Below are 16303 nucleotides of genomic sequence, written 5' to 3' on the forward strand. Positions count from 1 at the left end.
TGATTTACGCTACTTCATAGTCAAAGGATAATTCTTCCGTTGACGAATCTGCATCAATATGCAAGTCATGGCCATCGAAGAACCAAAGATCTCGTTCTTCAATGTAATAATGCACGCCGTTCACGACATGTTCGACTGCCAGTTCGTCTGGTACTTCTTTCGTAATACCTATGGAAAAGCCTTCATGTAGCGGACTGGATCCGCCATAACGCGCGAAAAATTTCACATAATCGCCTGTAGTGACTTCCATTTCTTCTTCAAACCAATGAATGGCTTGTTCGGATAGGTGAATATTCATGCTCTATACATCCTTTCCAGTGGAGAAACCTATAGCCATTTTACTTTTGGTTCGGTTCCATTCTTAATTCGAGTAATATTGTCACGATGGCGATAAAAAATGAAGAAGCCCATCAGTGCGACGACTAAAAATAAATACAGATCGCCACCCATAAAGTAATAAATGAGACAGTATAGTGGTCCCATAACGGACACGATGATCGATGTTAACGATACCATCTTCGTTAGTTTTAATGCAATTAAAAACGTAATGACGACCAATAAGAAAATGGGCCAATTATAACCAAGTAATACTCCACCAGAAGTCGCAACGGCTTTTCCGCCTCTTAGATTGGCGAAAATAGGGAAGATGTGTCCAAGTACTGCAACGACTCCAAGAATCAACGGATGAATCGCCGTATCGTGAAAGTACGGCAATAACGGCAAGAGAACAGCTGCTGTTCCTTTGAAGATGTCTAGCAGTGTGACGACGATGCCAGCTTTTTTTCCGAGGACCCGAAATGTATTTGTCGCGCCCATGTTTCCACTGCCATGCTGTCTGACATCGGTTCCATAAAAAAGCTTGCCGATCCAGAGTGCAGAAGGGATCGAGCCGAGCAAATAAGCTGCCAGAATGATAACGTAATTTTCCATAGTGAACCCCTTTATGCATGATAAACTAATTTATTATTAGTGTAGCAGATGCATAAGTTCTGGACAATAATAGAATTCTAGAGGAAGATGAAGAACAGCCGAAAAAAGGAATTTCCGCATAAAACGTTCGGTGTGTTGTCATCGTTTGCTCGTTGCATTCCGTACATTTCTTCTATACAATAGGTTGAGCTGAAACAAAACGTTGATTTGACAAGGTTTATCAGAAGATGTATGATTAAAATAACAGAACATTTGTTTGACGGGGGTTTCATTTTGACGAAACAGAAAATACAAAATACGTATGATGATAGTTCCATTCAAATTTTAGAAGGCTTGGAAGCGGTACGAAAAAGACCGGGAATGTACATCGGTTCGACGGACACGAGAGGTCTGCACCACTTAGTCTACGAAATAGTAGATAACTCGGTGGATGAAGCACTAGCTGGCTTCGGTAATGAAATTGACGTCACGATCCATAAAGACGGCAGTGTCAGTGTGCGAGACTACGGACGTGGGATGCCGACAGGGAAACATGAGTCAGGAAAACCAACTGCTGAAGTCATTATGACCGTGTTGCACGCGGGCGGAAAGTTCGGGCAAGGCGGCTATAAAACAAGTGGCGGCTTACACGGTGTAGGGGCATCCGTTGTCAATGCATTGTCCGAGTGGTTGGAAGTGACGATCTACCGAGACGGCAAGAAATTTCTCCAGCGCTTTGAGCATGGCGGTAAACCGGCCACGACACTTGAAGAAATCGGTAAAACGAAAGAAACAGGCACGACGATTCATTTCAAACCGGATACGACGATCTTCTCTACGATTAAATATCAATATGACACACTGGCAGAAAGATTGCGTGAGTCCGCTTTTCTATTGAAAGGTTTAAAGATTACGCTAAAAGAAGAAAGTACAGATAAGCAAGACATCTTCCACTACGAATCCGGAATTGAAGCGTTTGTTACCTATTTGAATGAAGAAAAAGAAGTGTTGCATGACGTAGCATACCTAGAAGGTGAAGTCGACGGCATTGAAGTCGAATTTGCGTTCCAGTTCAGCGACGGCTATGCCGAAACGATTCTTTCATTCGTTAACAACGTCCGTACGAAAGACGGCGGAACGCACGAAACCGGTGCGAAAGCTGCGATGACACGTGTGGTGAATGAATACGCACGTAAAGCGGGCTTACTGAAGGAAAAAGATAAGAATCTCGATGGCTCAGATATCCGTGAAGGGATTGCGGCGATCGTTTCTGTTCGTATTCCGGAAGAAATTCTGCAATTTGAAGGCCAAACGAAAGGTAAACTCGGCACGAGTGAAGCGCGAACGGTGACAGATGCCGTCATTTCGCAAAAAATGCTGTATTTCCTTGAAGAAAATGCGGAACTTAGCGCAAATCTTGTCCGTAAAGCCATCCGAGCACATCAAGCACGTGAAGCAGCACGAAAAGCGCGTGAAGACGCGCGTTCAGGTAAGAAACGCAAGAAATCCGATACATTGTTGTCCGGTAAATTATCCCCGGCCCAATCACGTAACGCCGCCAAGAATGAATTATATCTCGTGGAGGGTGATTCTGCCGGCGGTTCAGCAAAGCAAGGTCGTGATCGTACGTTCCAAGCGATATTGCCGCTTCGGGGTAAAGTCATCAATACGGAAAAAGCGAAACTTGAAGACATCATGAAAAATGAAGAAATCAACACGATTATCCATGCAGTTGGTGGTGGAGTGGGTGCTGATTTCCAAATTGAAGATGCTGCGTACGACAAAGTCATTATTATGACCGATGCTGATACCGATGGTGCACACATCCAAGTGTTGCTATTGACGTTCTTCTATCGCTATATGAAGCCATTAATTGAAGCAGGCAAAGTGTATATCGCGCTACCGCCTTTATTCAAAGTATTTAAAGGCGCCGGTAAAAGCGAAAAGCTTGCGTATGCGTGGACCGATGATGATTTAGAAGAAGCGATCGAAAAGGTTGGGAAAGGCTATATGCTTCAACGCTATAAAGGTCTTGGTGAGATGAACGCGGATCAATTATGGGAAACGACGATGGATCCATCCACACGAACGTTGATTCGAGTGACGATTGAAGATGGAGCGAAATCCGAGCGTCGCGTCACCACCTTGATGGGTGATAAAGTCGAACCACGTCGTAAATGGATTGAAGAGAACGTCGATTTTGGCTTGATTGAAGAACATAATATTTTAGATAATGCATATATACATGTTGAGGGGGATACGGAATGACACAGTCAGAAACGTTTCAAGATCTGCCCTTGGAAGAAGTAATTGGTGACCGTTTTGGGCGTTATAGTAAGTATATTATCCAAGACCGCGCGATTCCAGATGCGCGGGACGGATTAAAGCCGGTACAACGTCGTATTTTGTATGCGATGTTCCATGAAGGCAACACACATGAAAAAGCGTTCCGTAAATCCGCAAAAACGGTCGGTAACGTTATCGGTAACTATCACCCACATGGTGATACGTCCGTCTACGATGCCATGGTACGGATGAGTCAATCATGGAAGCTGCGTCATGAAATGGTCGACATGCAAGGAAATAACGGTTCGATTGACGGTGACTCCGCAGCCGCAATGCGTTATACCGAAGCGCGACTTTCTGCTATCGCAAGTGAAATGTTACGCGATATTCGTAAAGAAACTGTCGATTTTGCATTTAACTTTGACGATACAGAACTGGAACCCACCGTTTTACCAGGACGTTTTCCGAATTTGCTGGTGAACGGTTCTACGGGTATCTCTGCCGGTTATGCGACCGATATTCCGCCTCACGCACTGCATGAGGTTATTGATGCGGTCTTGATGCGCTTAAAGAAACCGAACGTCAGCGTAGATGAGCTGATGACGGTGATTCCTGGACCGGATTTCCCGACAGGTGCGATTATCCAAGGAACGGACGGAATTCGTACTGCCTATCAGACAGGCAAAGGGCGTTTCATTATCCGCGCATTGTGGGAAATTGAGCAGTTAAAAGCAGGTAAATCCCAAATCGTCATTACGGAAATCCCGTATGATGTCAATAAAGCCAATTTAGTAAAGAAAATGGATGAACTGCGCCACGACCGTCGTTTAGATGGTATTGCAGAAATTCGTGATGAATCCGACCGTACAGGAATGCGTATCGTCGTCGAGCTGAAGAAAGAAATAGACGGTACAGCCATTATGCAGTATTTGTTGAAACATACGGATTTACAGATCACGTACAATTTCAATATGATTGCGATTGCAGGTAGACGCCCGATGTTGATGTCTCTTCCAATGCTTCTGGATGCGTATATTGATCACCAAAAAGACGTGATTACACGACGATCTACCTTTGATATCCGTAAAGCGAAAGAACGATTACATATCGTAGACGGTTTGATAAAAGCTTTATCGATCCTCGATGAAGTCATTAAGACGATTCGCGCGTCAAAAGATAAGAAAGATGCGAAATTAAACTTGGTTAAAGCGTATGAATTTACTGAAGTACAAGCAGAAGCCATTGTTTCATTGCAACTATACCGATTGACGAATACGGATATTACGGAATTAAAACGCGAGGAACAGGAACTACGTGACTTGATCCAAGAGCTAGAAGCGGTTCTTGCAAGCGAGGCTAAATTGGTGTCTGTTTTGGTGAAAGAAATCAAAGCAATCCGTAAGCAATTTTCCGAACCACGTCGTTCTGTAATTGAAGAAAAAATTGAGGAACTGAAAGTGGATCTAGATATCTTGGTCCCTAGCGAAGAAGTCATGGTATCCGTCACAAAAGGTGGCTATGTCAAACGTACCAGCATGCGTTCGTACTCCGCTTCGGGTGGAAAAGGGCAGGAAATGAAAGAACACGATTATAATCTAATCGAATGTGCCATGAATACACAGCATCACTTGCTGTTGTTCACATCTTTCGGTAATTACATCTACCAACCCGTCCACGAGCTGCCAGAGATACGCTGGCGTGATTTAGGGCAGCATTTATCCAGCATTTGCGGACTCGAGCCAGGTGAAGAGCTAGTGGACGTGATCGCCCTTGAGAAATTTGATGAAACTCGCTGTATTTTGACTGCTTCGTCCAATGGTAATGTAAAGATTTCGAAACTGACGGACTTCCAAGTGCAACGTTTTAACCGTTCGTTCAAAGCGATGAACGTTAAGAAAGACGATCGACTAGTTGGTGCACGGGTGATAACGGGAAAAGAAGACGTATTATTGGTAAGTAAACAAGCCTACTCGCTACGATTCGCCTTGTCAGAGCTTGCCACTACCGGTATTCGTACAGGCGGCGTCAAGGGAATCAATCTAAAAGTCGAAGATGAGTTAGTAGCATTTGAAGTGATTACAGAGCAAGTACGCAACGTATTTGTAGCTACACAGCGTGGAACTATTAAAAGAATGAATATTTCAGAGTTCGAGACAAGCTCTAGAGCGCTTAGAGGCGTGACGATCATTAAAGAGTTAAAGTCCAATCCGTATCGAGTAGTAGATATGAAGCTGGTGAAAGACGATGAAGAATTCGTGATTCACACATCTAAGGGACTAAAGATAGAAATTGAACCCATGTCGATAAAAAATTCTAATCGTCAGTCTACAGGAAGTTCTGTAGTGGACGAAGCGAAAGACGGGCAGATTGTGCAAGTGGTGACGGTGAAGAAGGATAGGTAGTAAGCATAATGGGAGCGTCCTATGAAGTGATACAACTTCATAGGACGCTTTTTTCTTTATTTTATAGTGTAATGTACTACAGACTGAGCGAATCAGAAGGATATGTCATAGGATGGAAGCTCCAGTTGGGGACGCTTTCCTAAGAGCCTACTGGTCCGCTCCCTGCGGGGTTTCAAGACGCACGCTAATCCCCACCCCAACAGACATTCAGCCTTACAGTTCCATTAATCTCACCATGGTCAGTGCACAAACCATGCACAATCACTTTAGAATTCCACAAAAACGCGACTATCGCTCTCCGAAGTCGCGGTCACTCAGCACGAAAGTCGGGCTCATCATGACTAGTCAGAAAATAGAAACTAGTTAAATCATATACACAGCAAGCGCTGAGCGTCCGCTCAATTTATAATTCCACTCCTAATTACATTAAATATTTAACACAAAAAAGAAAATATAATGGAAAAGTCTCTTTGTTATGATTCTACTCAAGCAAGTATATAAAAAAGTAGAGTAGAAAGCGTAGAGGTGAAGAGATGATGAAAATGATGAATGAAGTACTACCATCGAATATTGAGCTGGAACCCTTATTCAACCCAAAAAGAGTGGCTGTACTAGGTGCTTCGGAAAACACGAACAAAATTGGTTACTTGCAATTAAAAGCACTACTAGACGCAGGCTTTGAAGGGGAGATCTACCCTATCCATCCCACAGCGAAAGAAATTGGAGAATTGCCTTGTTACACAAGCGTAGGCGATACACCCGAACAAGTCGATTTGGCCATTCTCTGTGTCGGCATGCACCAAGTAGAGAAATGTCTGATCGATTGCGGTGAAAGCGGTGTCAAGGCGGCGATCGTCTTTGCATCCGGCTACTCAGAGATTGGTGAAGAAGGAATTATTGCACAAAACCGCCTGAAAGAAATCGCTGAACAATACCAGATGCGATTGATCGGCCCAAACTGTGTAGGTCTTCTCAATACAACAAACGGCTTGATGGGTACATTCTCTCCAGGACTTACGAATGTACCGCTTGGCAAGAAACGTGAAGTAGGATTCGTTACGCAAAGTGGCGCGTTTGGTGTGTTGACGTATATTGCGGCAGCTCAGCATGGATTGACGTTTAATTACTTCGTCAGTGTCGGCAATGAAGTCGATGTAAGTTTCTCAGACGTCATTGAATACATGTTGCATGACCCCAAAACAAAAGTAGCAAGTGGTTATTTGGAAGGCGAGAAAAACGCAGAGAAGTTACGGAAACTAGCGAAATTCGCCCTTCAAATCAATAAACCGATTGTTATCATGAAGTCTGGACGAAGCAGTGCAGGCAGTCGTGCAGCAGCATCACATACCGGCTCATTGGCAGGTGCTGATAAAGTGTATGACGGATTCTTCAAGCAAGCCGGCATTGTGCGTGCAGACGATTACGATGATATTATTTCATTCTCTAAATTATTCTTAACCAATAAACTTCCGACAGGTAAAAATACAGTGATCGTCACGAGTTCAGGTGGCAGAGGAATCAACGAAGCGGATCGTTGTGAATCGTACGGATTAAACATCCATGCGCTAAGCGATAAAGTGCGAAAAGAAATCGAGAAAAACATTCCCGATTTTGCAAGCGCTTCCAACCCGGTTGATTTAACCGCAGCCGCATCGATCACCAATCCGGAATTGTATCTCGCACCATTAAAAGTACTCGTCAATGATCCCGATACAGACATTATCCTATTTCCGGAGTTCCCTATTCACTGGGATGAAAACACACCACTTCTTCAGGAATTCGTCGAAATTTGCAAGAACTCGGATAAGTTCGTGTTGATATCGAACTTCCCGCTTGAAGGCATGTCGATTCCAAAAGGCGTGCAGTATCTCGAAGACAACGGCATTCCATTCATTCTCGGTAATATGAATCCGATCCGCTCGCTTGCCAAATTAGTGGATTATGCAGAAGCGTATAGAAAAGCGCATAAGATCAGCGATGAGCCTGCAAGAAAAGAACTGGACGTATCGAACATCCAGCACCTATTACCTGCAAACCAAACGTTAAGCGAATCGCAGTCGAGTGAAATCCTCTCTGCATACGGTATCCGCACAGCGAAGCGAATCACTGCCAAGACGGCGGATGATGCAGTACAAGCTGCGAATCACATGGGCTATCCAGTCGTCATGAAAATCGATTCGCCTGATATTCCACATAAGACGGAAGTCAACGGGATCCGGCTGAATGTCCAGAACGGCCAGGAAGTACGCCAGGCGTTCAAGGAAATCTACGACAGTGCGAAAGAACATTGCCCAACAGCGGATCTTCACGGCATATCTATTCAGGAAATGTTGCCTGAAGGCGTGGAAGTCATCGTCGGTGTAACGAGTGATCCGACATTTGGCCCTGTCATCATGTTTGGTCTTGGCGGTGTCTTTGTAGAAGTCTTCAAAGATGTATCTTTCCGTGTCGCACCGATCACAAGACAAGATGCTATCGATAAGATGGAAAGCTTGAAAGGCTATCAAATCCTACAAGGCGTACGCAATAAAAAGCCCGTCGATCAAGAAGCCATTATCGATGTGTTACTGAAAGTTTCAAGATTAATTGAAGACTACTCGGATGTCATCCAAGAAATAGACATTAACCCGTTGATCGTTTACGAAGACGGCATTGTAGCGGCAGATGCATTGATCATCACAAAATAAGAGGAGGATGAAAATGGATTTGGATAAAAGTGTTATAGGCTTAACGAGCGCCGAATACGTGTTTGAAATCGAAAGAAGGCATGTCGGCCAATTCGCCACTGCCATCGGAGACGACAATCCACTCTATACAGACGACAGCTATGCGAAAGAGTCGGCATACGAAGGACTGATTGTCCCGCCGACATTTCCGATTGCGATGAACGATGGCAAAGTAGAAATGCCTTTACAACTTGACCACCGCCGGATGTTGCACGGCGAGCAGGAATTCTTATACTACAAACCGATCCGCGTAGGAGATCAACTACGTTGCCAGATGAAAGTTAGCGATCTGTATGACAAAGAAGGAAAGAGCGGAAAAATGCAATTTTTGAAACTAGATACAGAAATGAAAGACGAAGCGGGCGAATTAGTTTGTATTAGCCGCATGAACATTGTCTATCGTTCAGCAAAATAATGGGAGGTCGTCACATGATCAAGGAATGGGAGTTAAAAGAACTAAAGGTAGACCAGAAACTAGAGCCTATGGTGAAACCACCCATCACGAAAGTGCAGTTGGCTCAGTATGCAGGTGCTTCTGGGGATTTTAATCCATTGCACCTCGACGATGACTTCGCGCAGAAAATCGGCATGGATGGTGTCGTAGCACACGGCATGCTGGTAATGGGTTTCCTTGGGGAGTATGTGATGAAAATTGCTGGCAAGGAAGCACGCGTCGCAAACTTTAAGATGCGTTTCGGCAAAATGACGGTACCGGGCGATGAAATACGTTGCTCGGGTGTAGTAGAACGAACATATGAAGAAGATGGCAAGCGATGGATCGCACTGGATCTGACGGCGGAGAAAGTATCAGGAGAAGTGGTCGGATCAGGTAGCGCCATCTTACAACTGACATAAACAGACGTGAAATAGGAGGAAATCTATCTATGGGAACTATTAAAGACCGCTATGCCATTGTAGGCGTAGGAGAGAGTGAACGCTCAAGAAAATCGGGAACAACGCCTTTGCATTTGGCACTCGACGCGGCCCATGCAGCAATCAAAGATGCAGGCTTGAAACCGACAGACATCGACGGATTCATGAACTATAACGAAGGGGATTCTTGTACGTCTCACCAACTGGCAACGTATCTTGGTGTACGACCGAAATACGTCAAAGATATTCAAGGCGGCGGAGCGAGTACAGAAATGCTGATTGCGGATGCCGTGGCGCTCATTGAAGCAGGCCAGCTAAACACCGTATTGATCTATCGTTCCATGAACGGTAGTTCGGGAACGCGCGTAGGCCGCGGATATGATCCCGATATGCTACAAGGGGCGCTCTCGGGCGGAAGCTTCGTGATTCCGTACGGATCGGCAAGCCCATCTCAATGGTTCGGCATGTATGCGACACGTCATATGCACGAAACAGGCATTACGAAAGAACATCTTGGGCATGTGTGCTTGAGCTTCTATGAACATGCACAACGAAATCCAAAAGCATTCCTACACGGGAAGCCGTTAACGATGGAAAACTATCTCGCTACACCGGATATCAGTTCTCCATTCAATATCCATGATTCGTGCCTCGAACTCGATGAAGGAAATGCGATCATTGTCACGTCTGCTGAAAAAGCGAAAGACTGTGCATCAAAACCGGTCTATATCATGGGGATGGCGGCAAGACAATGTCATCCGCACGCTCACTACTGGAATGATATCGACCAAGTCGCATCTGATTACGTAGCGGAAGAACTCTATGAAAACGCGGGAGTGACACCGGACGATATCGATGTGGCCTCCATCTATGACTGTTTCAGTTGGGTTGTTATGCGCCAGCTCGAAGCATACGGCTTTGCGAAACGCGGAGAAGTGGGAGATTTTGTTGCGGAAGGCAACTTGAAGATCGGCGGTAAACTACCAACCAATACAGCGGGTGGCATGCTATCCGAAGGGTATACACACGGAATGAACAACGCCATTGAAATCGTTAGACAGCTGCGCCATGACTACGAAGGAACCGACCGCCAAGTAGAAGATTGCAAGATCGGTATTTGTACAGGCTGGGCTGGACCGGATATCGCTGGCGCTATGATCTTACGAAACTAGGAGGAATCACTATGACACAAGCAACGACTGCTTACCAAAAACCTATTCCATTGAAAGATATAGATAATGCCCCGTACTGGGATGCAGCGGACCAACATCAACTGGCCCTGCAAAAATGTGATGATTGTCATGCGTACTCACAACCGCCAGGCCCTACATGCGCAAAATGCGGAAGTGGAAATGTCAGCTGGGAACAGTTAGGCGACGATATTAAAGCTACCGTCTATTCGTATGTAGTTTCCTACCGTCCATTTTTACCAGGTTTCCAGGATGAGTTACCGACAATTATCGCTCTCGCACAGCTCGACAACGTGCCGGAAGTGAAAATTATGGGCAATATCTTGAATTGCCAGGAAAAAGATTTGGAAATCGGGATGCCGATCCAAATGACATGGGTGGATATTACGGAAGACCGTGCATTGCCACAGTGGATTCCCGTTACGAATTGATCGATAGGCGATATAGAAAGGATGAGTGAGTATGGATTTCTCTTTCACGAAAAAAGAAGAAAAATTTAGAACCGAATTACGAACATGGCTTGAAGCCAATCTTCCCGAAGGATGGCTAGAAGGCAAGCGCGATTTGCCGGAAGACTTGGATGAATACTCCCGTGTATTACGTGCTTGGCAAAGAAAATTGTATGAAGGTGGATGGGCAGCCATCGCCTGGCCGAAAGAATATGGCGGTCGCAACGCCAGCTTGATGGAGGAAATTATCTACCATCAAGAAATGGTACGCGTCAAAGCACCGCCACTCATCAACTATATCGGGATCCATATGGTAGGTCCTACGTTGATCGACATCGGAACGGATGAACAAAAAGAGAAATACTTGAAAAAAATCCTGACAGGTGAAGAAATATGGTGCCAAGGCTATTCAGAGCCAGGCGCGGGGTCGGATTTAACAGGCCTAAAAACACGTGCGGTAAAAGACGGCGATCGCTGGCTCATCAATGGTCAGAAAGTGTGGACAAGTTTTGGTCACGTGGCGGATAAATGCTTCTTGCTGACGAGAACGAGTACGCACCCGGAAAAGAAGCACCGAGGGATTACGGTGTTCATGATGGATATGCATCAACCGGGAGTCGAAACGCTTCCGATCGTGCAGATGGATGGACATAAAGACTTTAACGAAGTGTATATGACAGACGCTGTCGCAACAGATGCAGATATCGTCGGAAAAGTAGACTCGGGTTGGCATGTATTGATTGCTTTGATGCTCCATGAGCGTACGGGAATCGGTGCAGAACTCTTCACACTCGAAAAGCAATTCAACGATACAGTGGAACTGGCACAGCAGTATAAAGTAAATGGTAAGCCATTGATTGAAAATCCTCTAGTCAGACAAAAATTGGCGAATTTCTATGCCCGCGTGCGTGGATCGCTATTGAATTACTATAAAAACTTGACGACTACGATCAAGAATGGTCAACCGGGAGCGGAAACTTCGATTGATAAATTGGTGGTAACCGAATTGAACCAGGCACTCTCTGCATTTGCCGTAGAAATTCAAGGACACCAAGGTGTGCTATTTGATAAGGATGCCGTAGCGGATCCGAAGTGGCAGCATTTATTCCTCGCCTCATTCGGACAGACAATCGGTGGCGGTACGAGTGAAGTCCAACGCAATACGATTGGCGAGCGCGTACTGGGATTGCCAAAAGACATGGGACGTTAATAGACTTGGAGGGATGAAATATGGACTTTTCACTAACAGAAGAGCAAGAAATGTTCCGTGGACATATCCGTAAAATGTTGGATAAATTCGGCGGTACACAGCTAGCTCGAGAAATGATTGACAATAATCCGGAAAATTTGAAGAAAGTGTACACGACATTAGCTGAACTTGGATGCAGCGGCATCAACATTCCTGAAGAATACGATGGTATGGATCTGGATGCACTCGATCTCGTTCCGACGTTCGAAGAAATGGGACGTTCATTAGTACCTGGCTTGTTCATGGAAACTTCCGCGTTGGTAGTACCGATCTTGAAGAAATACGGAACAGAGCAACAGAAACAACAGTATCTGTCCGCCATCGCTTCGGGAGAAACATGGATTTCATTTGCTGCACTTGAGCCGTTCAATGACTTCTCCCCAGCAGGTATCCAATGTACATTGGTGCAGCAGGATGGACAGTACGTACTAAACGGCACGAAGACGCTTGTACCGGAAGCAGAACTTGCGGATGCATTCCTCGTATTGGTACGCACAAACCAAGAAGACCAAGAAGACGGACTATCGCTTGTGCTGATCGACAAAACAGAAGGATTGAACATCGAGAAACAATCTTCTTTTGACGAATCAACACATGTAGCGAAAATCGAATTCAATCAGCTTGTCATCAAAGAAGATCAAATTATAGGTGAAGTAGACAAGGGATGGACGCAACTTCAAGAAGGTCTGTTGTACTTCAATGCCGCACTGAGTTCATACATCGTCGGCGCAATGGAAAGTGTCGTCAACATGGCGACGGAATATGCGAAGATTCGGGAGCAGTTCGGCCAAGCGATCGGACGTTTCCAGGCGATTAAACATAGTATCGTCAACATGAAAGTGAATTTGGAAATTGCGCGCTCACTGAGCCATTATGCCAACTGGGTAGTGGATACGGACGAATTCGATCGAGAAGCGGCCATTTACAGCGCCCGTACATATGCGACGGAGAAATTCATCGAAGTTTCGGCACATAATATTCAAATCCACGGTGGAATCGGATTCACGGAAGAAATCGATTGCCATCTATTTGTAAAGCGCGCTCGCTATTATGATCAGTATTTAGGTTCCACCCCTTTCTATCAAGAAAAAGTAGTCGCTTCTCTAGGCTGGTAATTTGAAGGAGGAAAACATATGACGAACGTATCCGAGAAATCCAAATTGACGACTTACGGCAATATTATGAACGGCAAGTCGGTACAAGCACAAGACGGGGCTGTATCAAACAGTATCGATCCATCTACAGCGGAAGTATGGGCAACTATTCCTTCCAGTAAAAAAGAAGACGCAGAACTGATCATCCAGGCAGCACGTGCAGCATTCGATGACTGGGCGAATCTACCTGCCCGTACACGCGGCGACTATATGCGTAAGATCGGGGACATGATTCCCGAGTATGCTGCGGAGTTGCTTGAGCTTGAAACGCGTAATAACGGCTGGGTTCTAGATGAGTATGGTTATTTGGCAGAAGTACTAAAGCAGGTCTGGTACGACGCAGCGGGAGCGGCATCTCTCGTAGGTGCACAAGGTCGTACGGTACAGATGGGCACAGGAGATTTTGGTTTCACTTCACGTAAGCCATACGGAGTAGTAGTCGGAATCTTGCCTTGGAACGCTCCTTTATTCACCTTTACGATTAAGGCTGCCTATGCGCTAGCGGCAGGGAATACTGTCATCATTAAACCATCTGAGAGTGCAGCGGTCGGATCATTGCGATATGGCGAGTTGATTTCACAAATCTTACCACCTGGCGTATTGAATGTCATTTCGGGTGCGGGTCGTGAAATCGGGGATTACCTCGTCTCTCACAAAGAAGTGAATAAAGTGAGTTTGACAGGATCCAAAGCAACAGCGGAGCGTATTACAAAAGCGACTGCGCATTCACCAAAGTCATTGATCTTTGAACTCGGCGGAAAATCTCCGAATATCGTCTTTGAAGATGCGGACATTGATCAAGCGGTACACGGATTGATCAACGGCATTTTCACACCGAACTCCGGTCAGATTTGTGTGGCAGGTTCACGCATGCTGATCCAGCGCTCCATTTACGACGAAGTGATTGGGCGTTTAAAGGAGTTGATGACGAATGATGAATTCGTCAAACACGGTGATACGCTGGATACGAACAACACTATGGGGCCTATCGCAAACGAAGCGCAATATCAGTCGGTATGCGGGTTTATCGATGAAGCATCAAAAGAGGAGTACGAAGTGGTATTCGGAGGAAAATATGGCGGAGACGCGGTTCTACCGGGGCGACCAGAATTTGCGAACGGGTATTGGGTGCAACCTACGCTCGTTAAAGTAGCTGATAACAGTTCAAAACTGGCTCGTGAAGAAATTTTCGGTCCTGTGGCGGTCGCTATTCCATTCGATACCGAAGAAGAAGCCATTCAAATTGCGAATGATACCAACTTCGGTCTAGCAGCAGGCGTATGGACGCAAAATCTCAGTGTTGCACACCGTATGATTGATAAGCTTCAAGCAGGTAATGTCTGGGTCAATACGTACGCTAGAGTAGGTGCAGATCTTCCGTTTAGCGGCGTCAAAGAGAGCGGTTACGGTACGGATTCGGTTCTGGATTATACATTGGAAAAAGCGTGTGTCATCAATATCCGGTAAACAGCCAGTAACGTCTGATCTGTGGCGGGAGGGCTTCGGTTCAAGCATACCGGAACCTCCTTCTGCAGATCTTCACTTTAGACCACTTCTAGATTTGACATAATGAATAAAGTTTGTAGAAGCTATTACACTATCGATAAAGGGAGGCCACTAAATGAATGAAGCGGCACTAAAAGATAAATCGATTAATAGAGGTTTTTTATTCATCAGTTTTGGAGCATTCTTTATTATGTTAAGTTTAGCAACCCATCTTCCTGCATACCCGCATATGCTTGCGGAATTTAATTTGACGCCGGGATATGCGGTTTGGATGCAACTGGGTCTGGCTGTTGGGTTGACAGGATTCCAGCCACTACTTGGATGGATTGGTGATTCGTTCGGATTGAAGATCGTCATCTTAATTGGCGGTATTTTCATGGTCGTCGGATCATTGCTCGTAGCTTTCTCGTTTTCTTTCTGGGTGCTCGTTCTCGGTTTATTCTTTAAAGGAATCTCGGGTGCAGCGATTGCACCGTCAGGAATTGCCTACGCCGGTAAATTCATGGTCGGTACGCAACGTGCGAAAGCGATTGGAACGTTTGCTGCGTTCATCACAATCGGTGCGGTATTCGGTCCGGTCATCAGCGGTATGATCGTCGATACGGCGAACTGGCAAGCAAGCTTTATCTTCACTGCTATTCTTGGTGGTTTAGGCATTGCACTCTTTGCTTTTGTTCCACACGTCAAAGTACAAGCGCGTAAGAAGTTGGATGTTCTTGGTTTGATTTTCGTTATCGCTCTATTGCTCGGTTTGTTGACGATTCCAACATTCATCAACAGCTTCGGAATCGAATCAGGCATGTGGATTCCATCATTGCTAGTATTCGTCACTGCGTTGATCATCTTGATCTTTGTGGAGAAAAAACAAAAAGCACCGTTGCTCGATTTGGAGTACGTGGCGAATCGGAACTTCTGGGTACCTACGACGATTGCGGTATTCATCTTCCTTGGTTACTCAGGTGTGATGTACTTATTAACATTCTTTGTACAGAACGTACAAGGAAAAGCCGCTACAACAGTAGGCTTCCTGCAGATGGCTGTATTCCTAGGAACATCGGTCGCAGCTTATTTAAGCGGAAGAATTATGAAGAAACTGTCAGCGCGATTGATTATGGGATCGGGAATTCTCATCTTTGCTTCCGGAATCATCATGTTGAATTTCGTTACACTTACAACATCGTTTGTGTATTTGTTCATTGCTATGAGTCTGGTCGGTCTCGGTGTTGGTTTCCAAACACCTGTAGTCAAAGGGCTTGTCGTGTCTAAAGCTTCAACTGAACGAATGAATGTCGTGACATTTACGAATACGGTAATTGAAAACTTGGCACAGAGAATGGGCGCATCATTGGCACTTGTTGCTTTCTCTATCTTCTCTGCAAGCGGTAATAATGTTGGGGCAGTCGTGAATACATCTTGGGTGATTATGGGCTTCATCGTCATTGCATTGTTATTCCTACCGTTGATTCCTCGAACGATTCCTGGAATTCACACGAGTGAAGCCGACTTGGTCGATACCAATGTAGTGCCGAAAGTGTTACAAACTGAAGAAATCAAATAAA

13 protein-coding genes are annotated in these 16303 nt (G+C 45.3%); 11 read left to right on the forward strand and 2 right to left on the reverse strand.

Annotated features, from left to right (window positions below):
• Positions 1-4: 4 nt before the first annotated feature.
• Together CSV70_RS09520 and plsY are read right to left on the reverse strand one after the other, a co-directional pair.
• A complete protein-coding gene (locus CSV70_RS09520) occupies positions 5-298 on the reverse strand; it encodes a HesB/YadR/YfhF family protein (RefSeq protein ID WP_085130679.1) in 294 nt (97 codons plus the stop codon).
• A 29-nt stretch (positions 299-327) separates the two neighbouring features.
• Positions 328-930, reverse strand: coding sequence for a glycerol-3-phosphate 1-O-acyltransferase PlsY (gene plsY / locus CSV70_RS09525; RefSeq protein ID WP_085130681.1), 603 nt, complete (start codon positions 928-930; stop codon positions 328-330).
• A 231-nt stretch (positions 931-1161) separates the two neighbouring features.
• On the opposite strand from plsY, the gene parE reads away from it, so the two are divergent.
• The 11 genes from parE to CSV70_RS09580 all read left to right on the forward strand — a co-directional run bounded on the left by parE (position 1162) and on the right by CSV70_RS09580 (position 16302).
• Positions 1162-3177, forward strand: a complete 2016-nt coding sequence (gene parE / locus CSV70_RS09530; protein ID WP_232319176.1) for a DNA topoisomerase IV subunit B — start codon at positions 1162-1164, stop codon at positions 3175-3177.
• Complete coding sequence (parC, locus tag CSV70_RS09535; protein WP_099628892.1) at positions 3174-5597, forward strand: DNA topoisomerase IV subunit A; 2424 nt, start codon at positions 3174-3176, stop codon at positions 5595-5597. The genes parE and parC overlap by 4 nt, the downstream gene beginning before the upstream one ends.
• A gap of 536 nt (positions 5598-6133) precedes the next feature.
• Positions 6134-8284 carry an acetate--CoA ligase family protein gene (locus CSV70_RS09540; RefSeq protein WP_233191796.1) on the forward strand — a complete coding sequence of 717 codons (2151 nt, stop codon included), beginning with the start codon at positions 6134-6136 and terminating at the stop codon, positions 8282-8284.
• Between the two features lie 13 nt (positions 8285-8297).
• Positions 8298-8738 carry a MaoC family dehydratase N-terminal domain-containing protein gene (locus tag CSV70_RS09545; RefSeq protein ID WP_085130687.1) on the forward strand — a complete coding sequence of 147 codons (441 nt, stop codon included), beginning with the start codon at positions 8298-8300 and terminating at the stop codon, positions 8736-8738.
• Between the two features lie 14 nt (positions 8739-8752).
• Positions 8753-9178: a MaoC/PaaZ C-terminal domain-containing protein gene (locus CSV70_RS09550; RefSeq protein ID WP_085130689.1), complete on the forward strand. Its 426-nt coding sequence runs from the start codon at positions 8753-8755 to the stop codon at positions 9176-9178.
• 29 nt (positions 9179-9207) lie between these two features.
• A complete protein-coding gene (locus CSV70_RS09555; RefSeq protein ID WP_099628891.1) occupies positions 9208-10368 on the forward strand; it encodes a thiolase C-terminal domain-containing protein in 1161 nt (386 codons plus the stop codon).
• Between the two features lie 11 nt (positions 10369-10379).
• On the forward strand, positions 10380-10817 hold the full coding sequence (locus tag CSV70_RS09560; protein WP_099627605.1) for a Zn-ribbon domain-containing OB-fold protein: 438 nt from the start codon (positions 10380-10382) through the stop codon (positions 10815-10817).
• Positions 10818-10848: 31 nt separating this feature from the next.
• Positions 10849-12045 carry an acyl-CoA dehydrogenase family protein gene (locus CSV70_RS09565; RefSeq protein WP_085130695.1) on the forward strand — a complete coding sequence of 399 codons (1197 nt, stop codon included), beginning with the start codon at positions 10849-10851 and terminating at the stop codon, positions 12043-12045.
• Between the two features lie 20 nt (positions 12046-12065).
• A complete protein-coding gene (locus CSV70_RS09570) occupies positions 12066-13199 on the forward strand; it encodes an acyl-CoA dehydrogenase family protein (protein WP_099627604.1) in 1134 nt (377 codons plus the stop codon).
• Between the two features lie 18 nt (positions 13200-13217).
• Positions 13218-14705: an aldehyde dehydrogenase family protein gene (locus tag CSV70_RS09575; protein WP_099628890.1), complete on the forward strand. Its 1488-nt coding sequence runs from the start codon at positions 13218-13220 to the stop codon at positions 14703-14705.
• Positions 14706-14859: 154 nt separating this feature from the next.
• Positions 14860-16302 (forward strand): MFS transporter, encoded by a 1443-nt coding sequence (locus tag CSV70_RS09580; RefSeq protein ID WP_099628889.1) that lies wholly within the window; start codon positions 14860-14862, stop codon positions 16300-16302.
• The last annotated feature ends 1 nt before the right edge of the window (position 16303 follow it).

Source organism: Sporosarcina sp. P25, assembly GCF_002743235.1.
GTDB classification, from domain to species: Bacteria; Bacillota; Bacilli; order Bacillales_A; family Planococcaceae; genus Sporosarcina; species Sporosarcina ureae_B.

Bases quoted from the DNA above. Each gene is read 5' to 3' on its own strand.
- CSV70_RS09555 (WP_099628891.1), top strand. From the start codon at position 9,208: ATGGGAACTATTAAAGACCGCTATGCCATTGTAGGCGTAGGAGAGAGT.
- parE (WP_232319176.1), top strand. From the start codon at position 1,162: ATGATTAAAATAACAGAACATTTGTTTGACGGGGGTTTCATTTTGACG.
- CSV70_RS09545 (WP_085130687.1), top strand. From the start codon at position 8,298: ATGGATTTGGATAAAAGTGTTATAGGCTTAACGAGCGCCGAATACGTG.
- CSV70_RS09560 (WP_099627605.1), top strand. From the start codon at position 10,380: ATGACACAAGCAACGACTGCTTACCAAAAACCTATTCCATTGAAAGAT.
- CSV70_RS09550 (WP_085130689.1), top strand. From the start codon at position 8,753: ATGATCAAGGAATGGGAGTTAAAAGAACTAAAGGTAGACCAGAAACTA.
- CSV70_RS09575 (WP_099628890.1), top strand. From the start codon at position 13,218: ATGACGAACGTATCCGAGAAATCCAAATTGACGACTTACGGCAATATT.
- CSV70_RS09570 (WP_099627604.1), top strand. From the start codon at position 12,066: ATGGACTTTTCACTAACAGAAGAGCAAGAAATGTTCCGTGGACATATC.
- parC (WP_099628892.1), top strand. From the start codon at position 3,174: ATGACACAGTCAGAAACGTTTCAAGATCTGCCCTTGGAAGAAGTAATT.
- CSV70_RS09565 (WP_085130695.1), top strand. From the start codon at position 10,849: ATGGATTTCTCTTTCACGAAAAAAGAAGAAAAATTTAGAACCGAATTA.
- plsY (WP_085130681.1), bottom strand. From the start codon at position 930: ATGGAAAATTACGTTATCATTCTGGCAGCTTATTTGCTCGGCTCGATC.
- CSV70_RS09580 (WP_099628889.1), top strand. From the start codon at position 14,860: ATGAATGAAGCGGCACTAAAAGATAAATCGATTAATAGAGGTTTTTTA.
- CSV70_RS09520 (WP_085130679.1), bottom strand. From the start codon at position 298: ATGAATATTCACCTATCCGAACAAGCCATTCATTGGTTTGAAGAAGAA.
- CSV70_RS09540 (WP_233191796.1), top strand. From the start codon at position 6,134: ATGAAAATGATGAATGAAGTACTACCATCGAATATTGAGCTGGAACCC.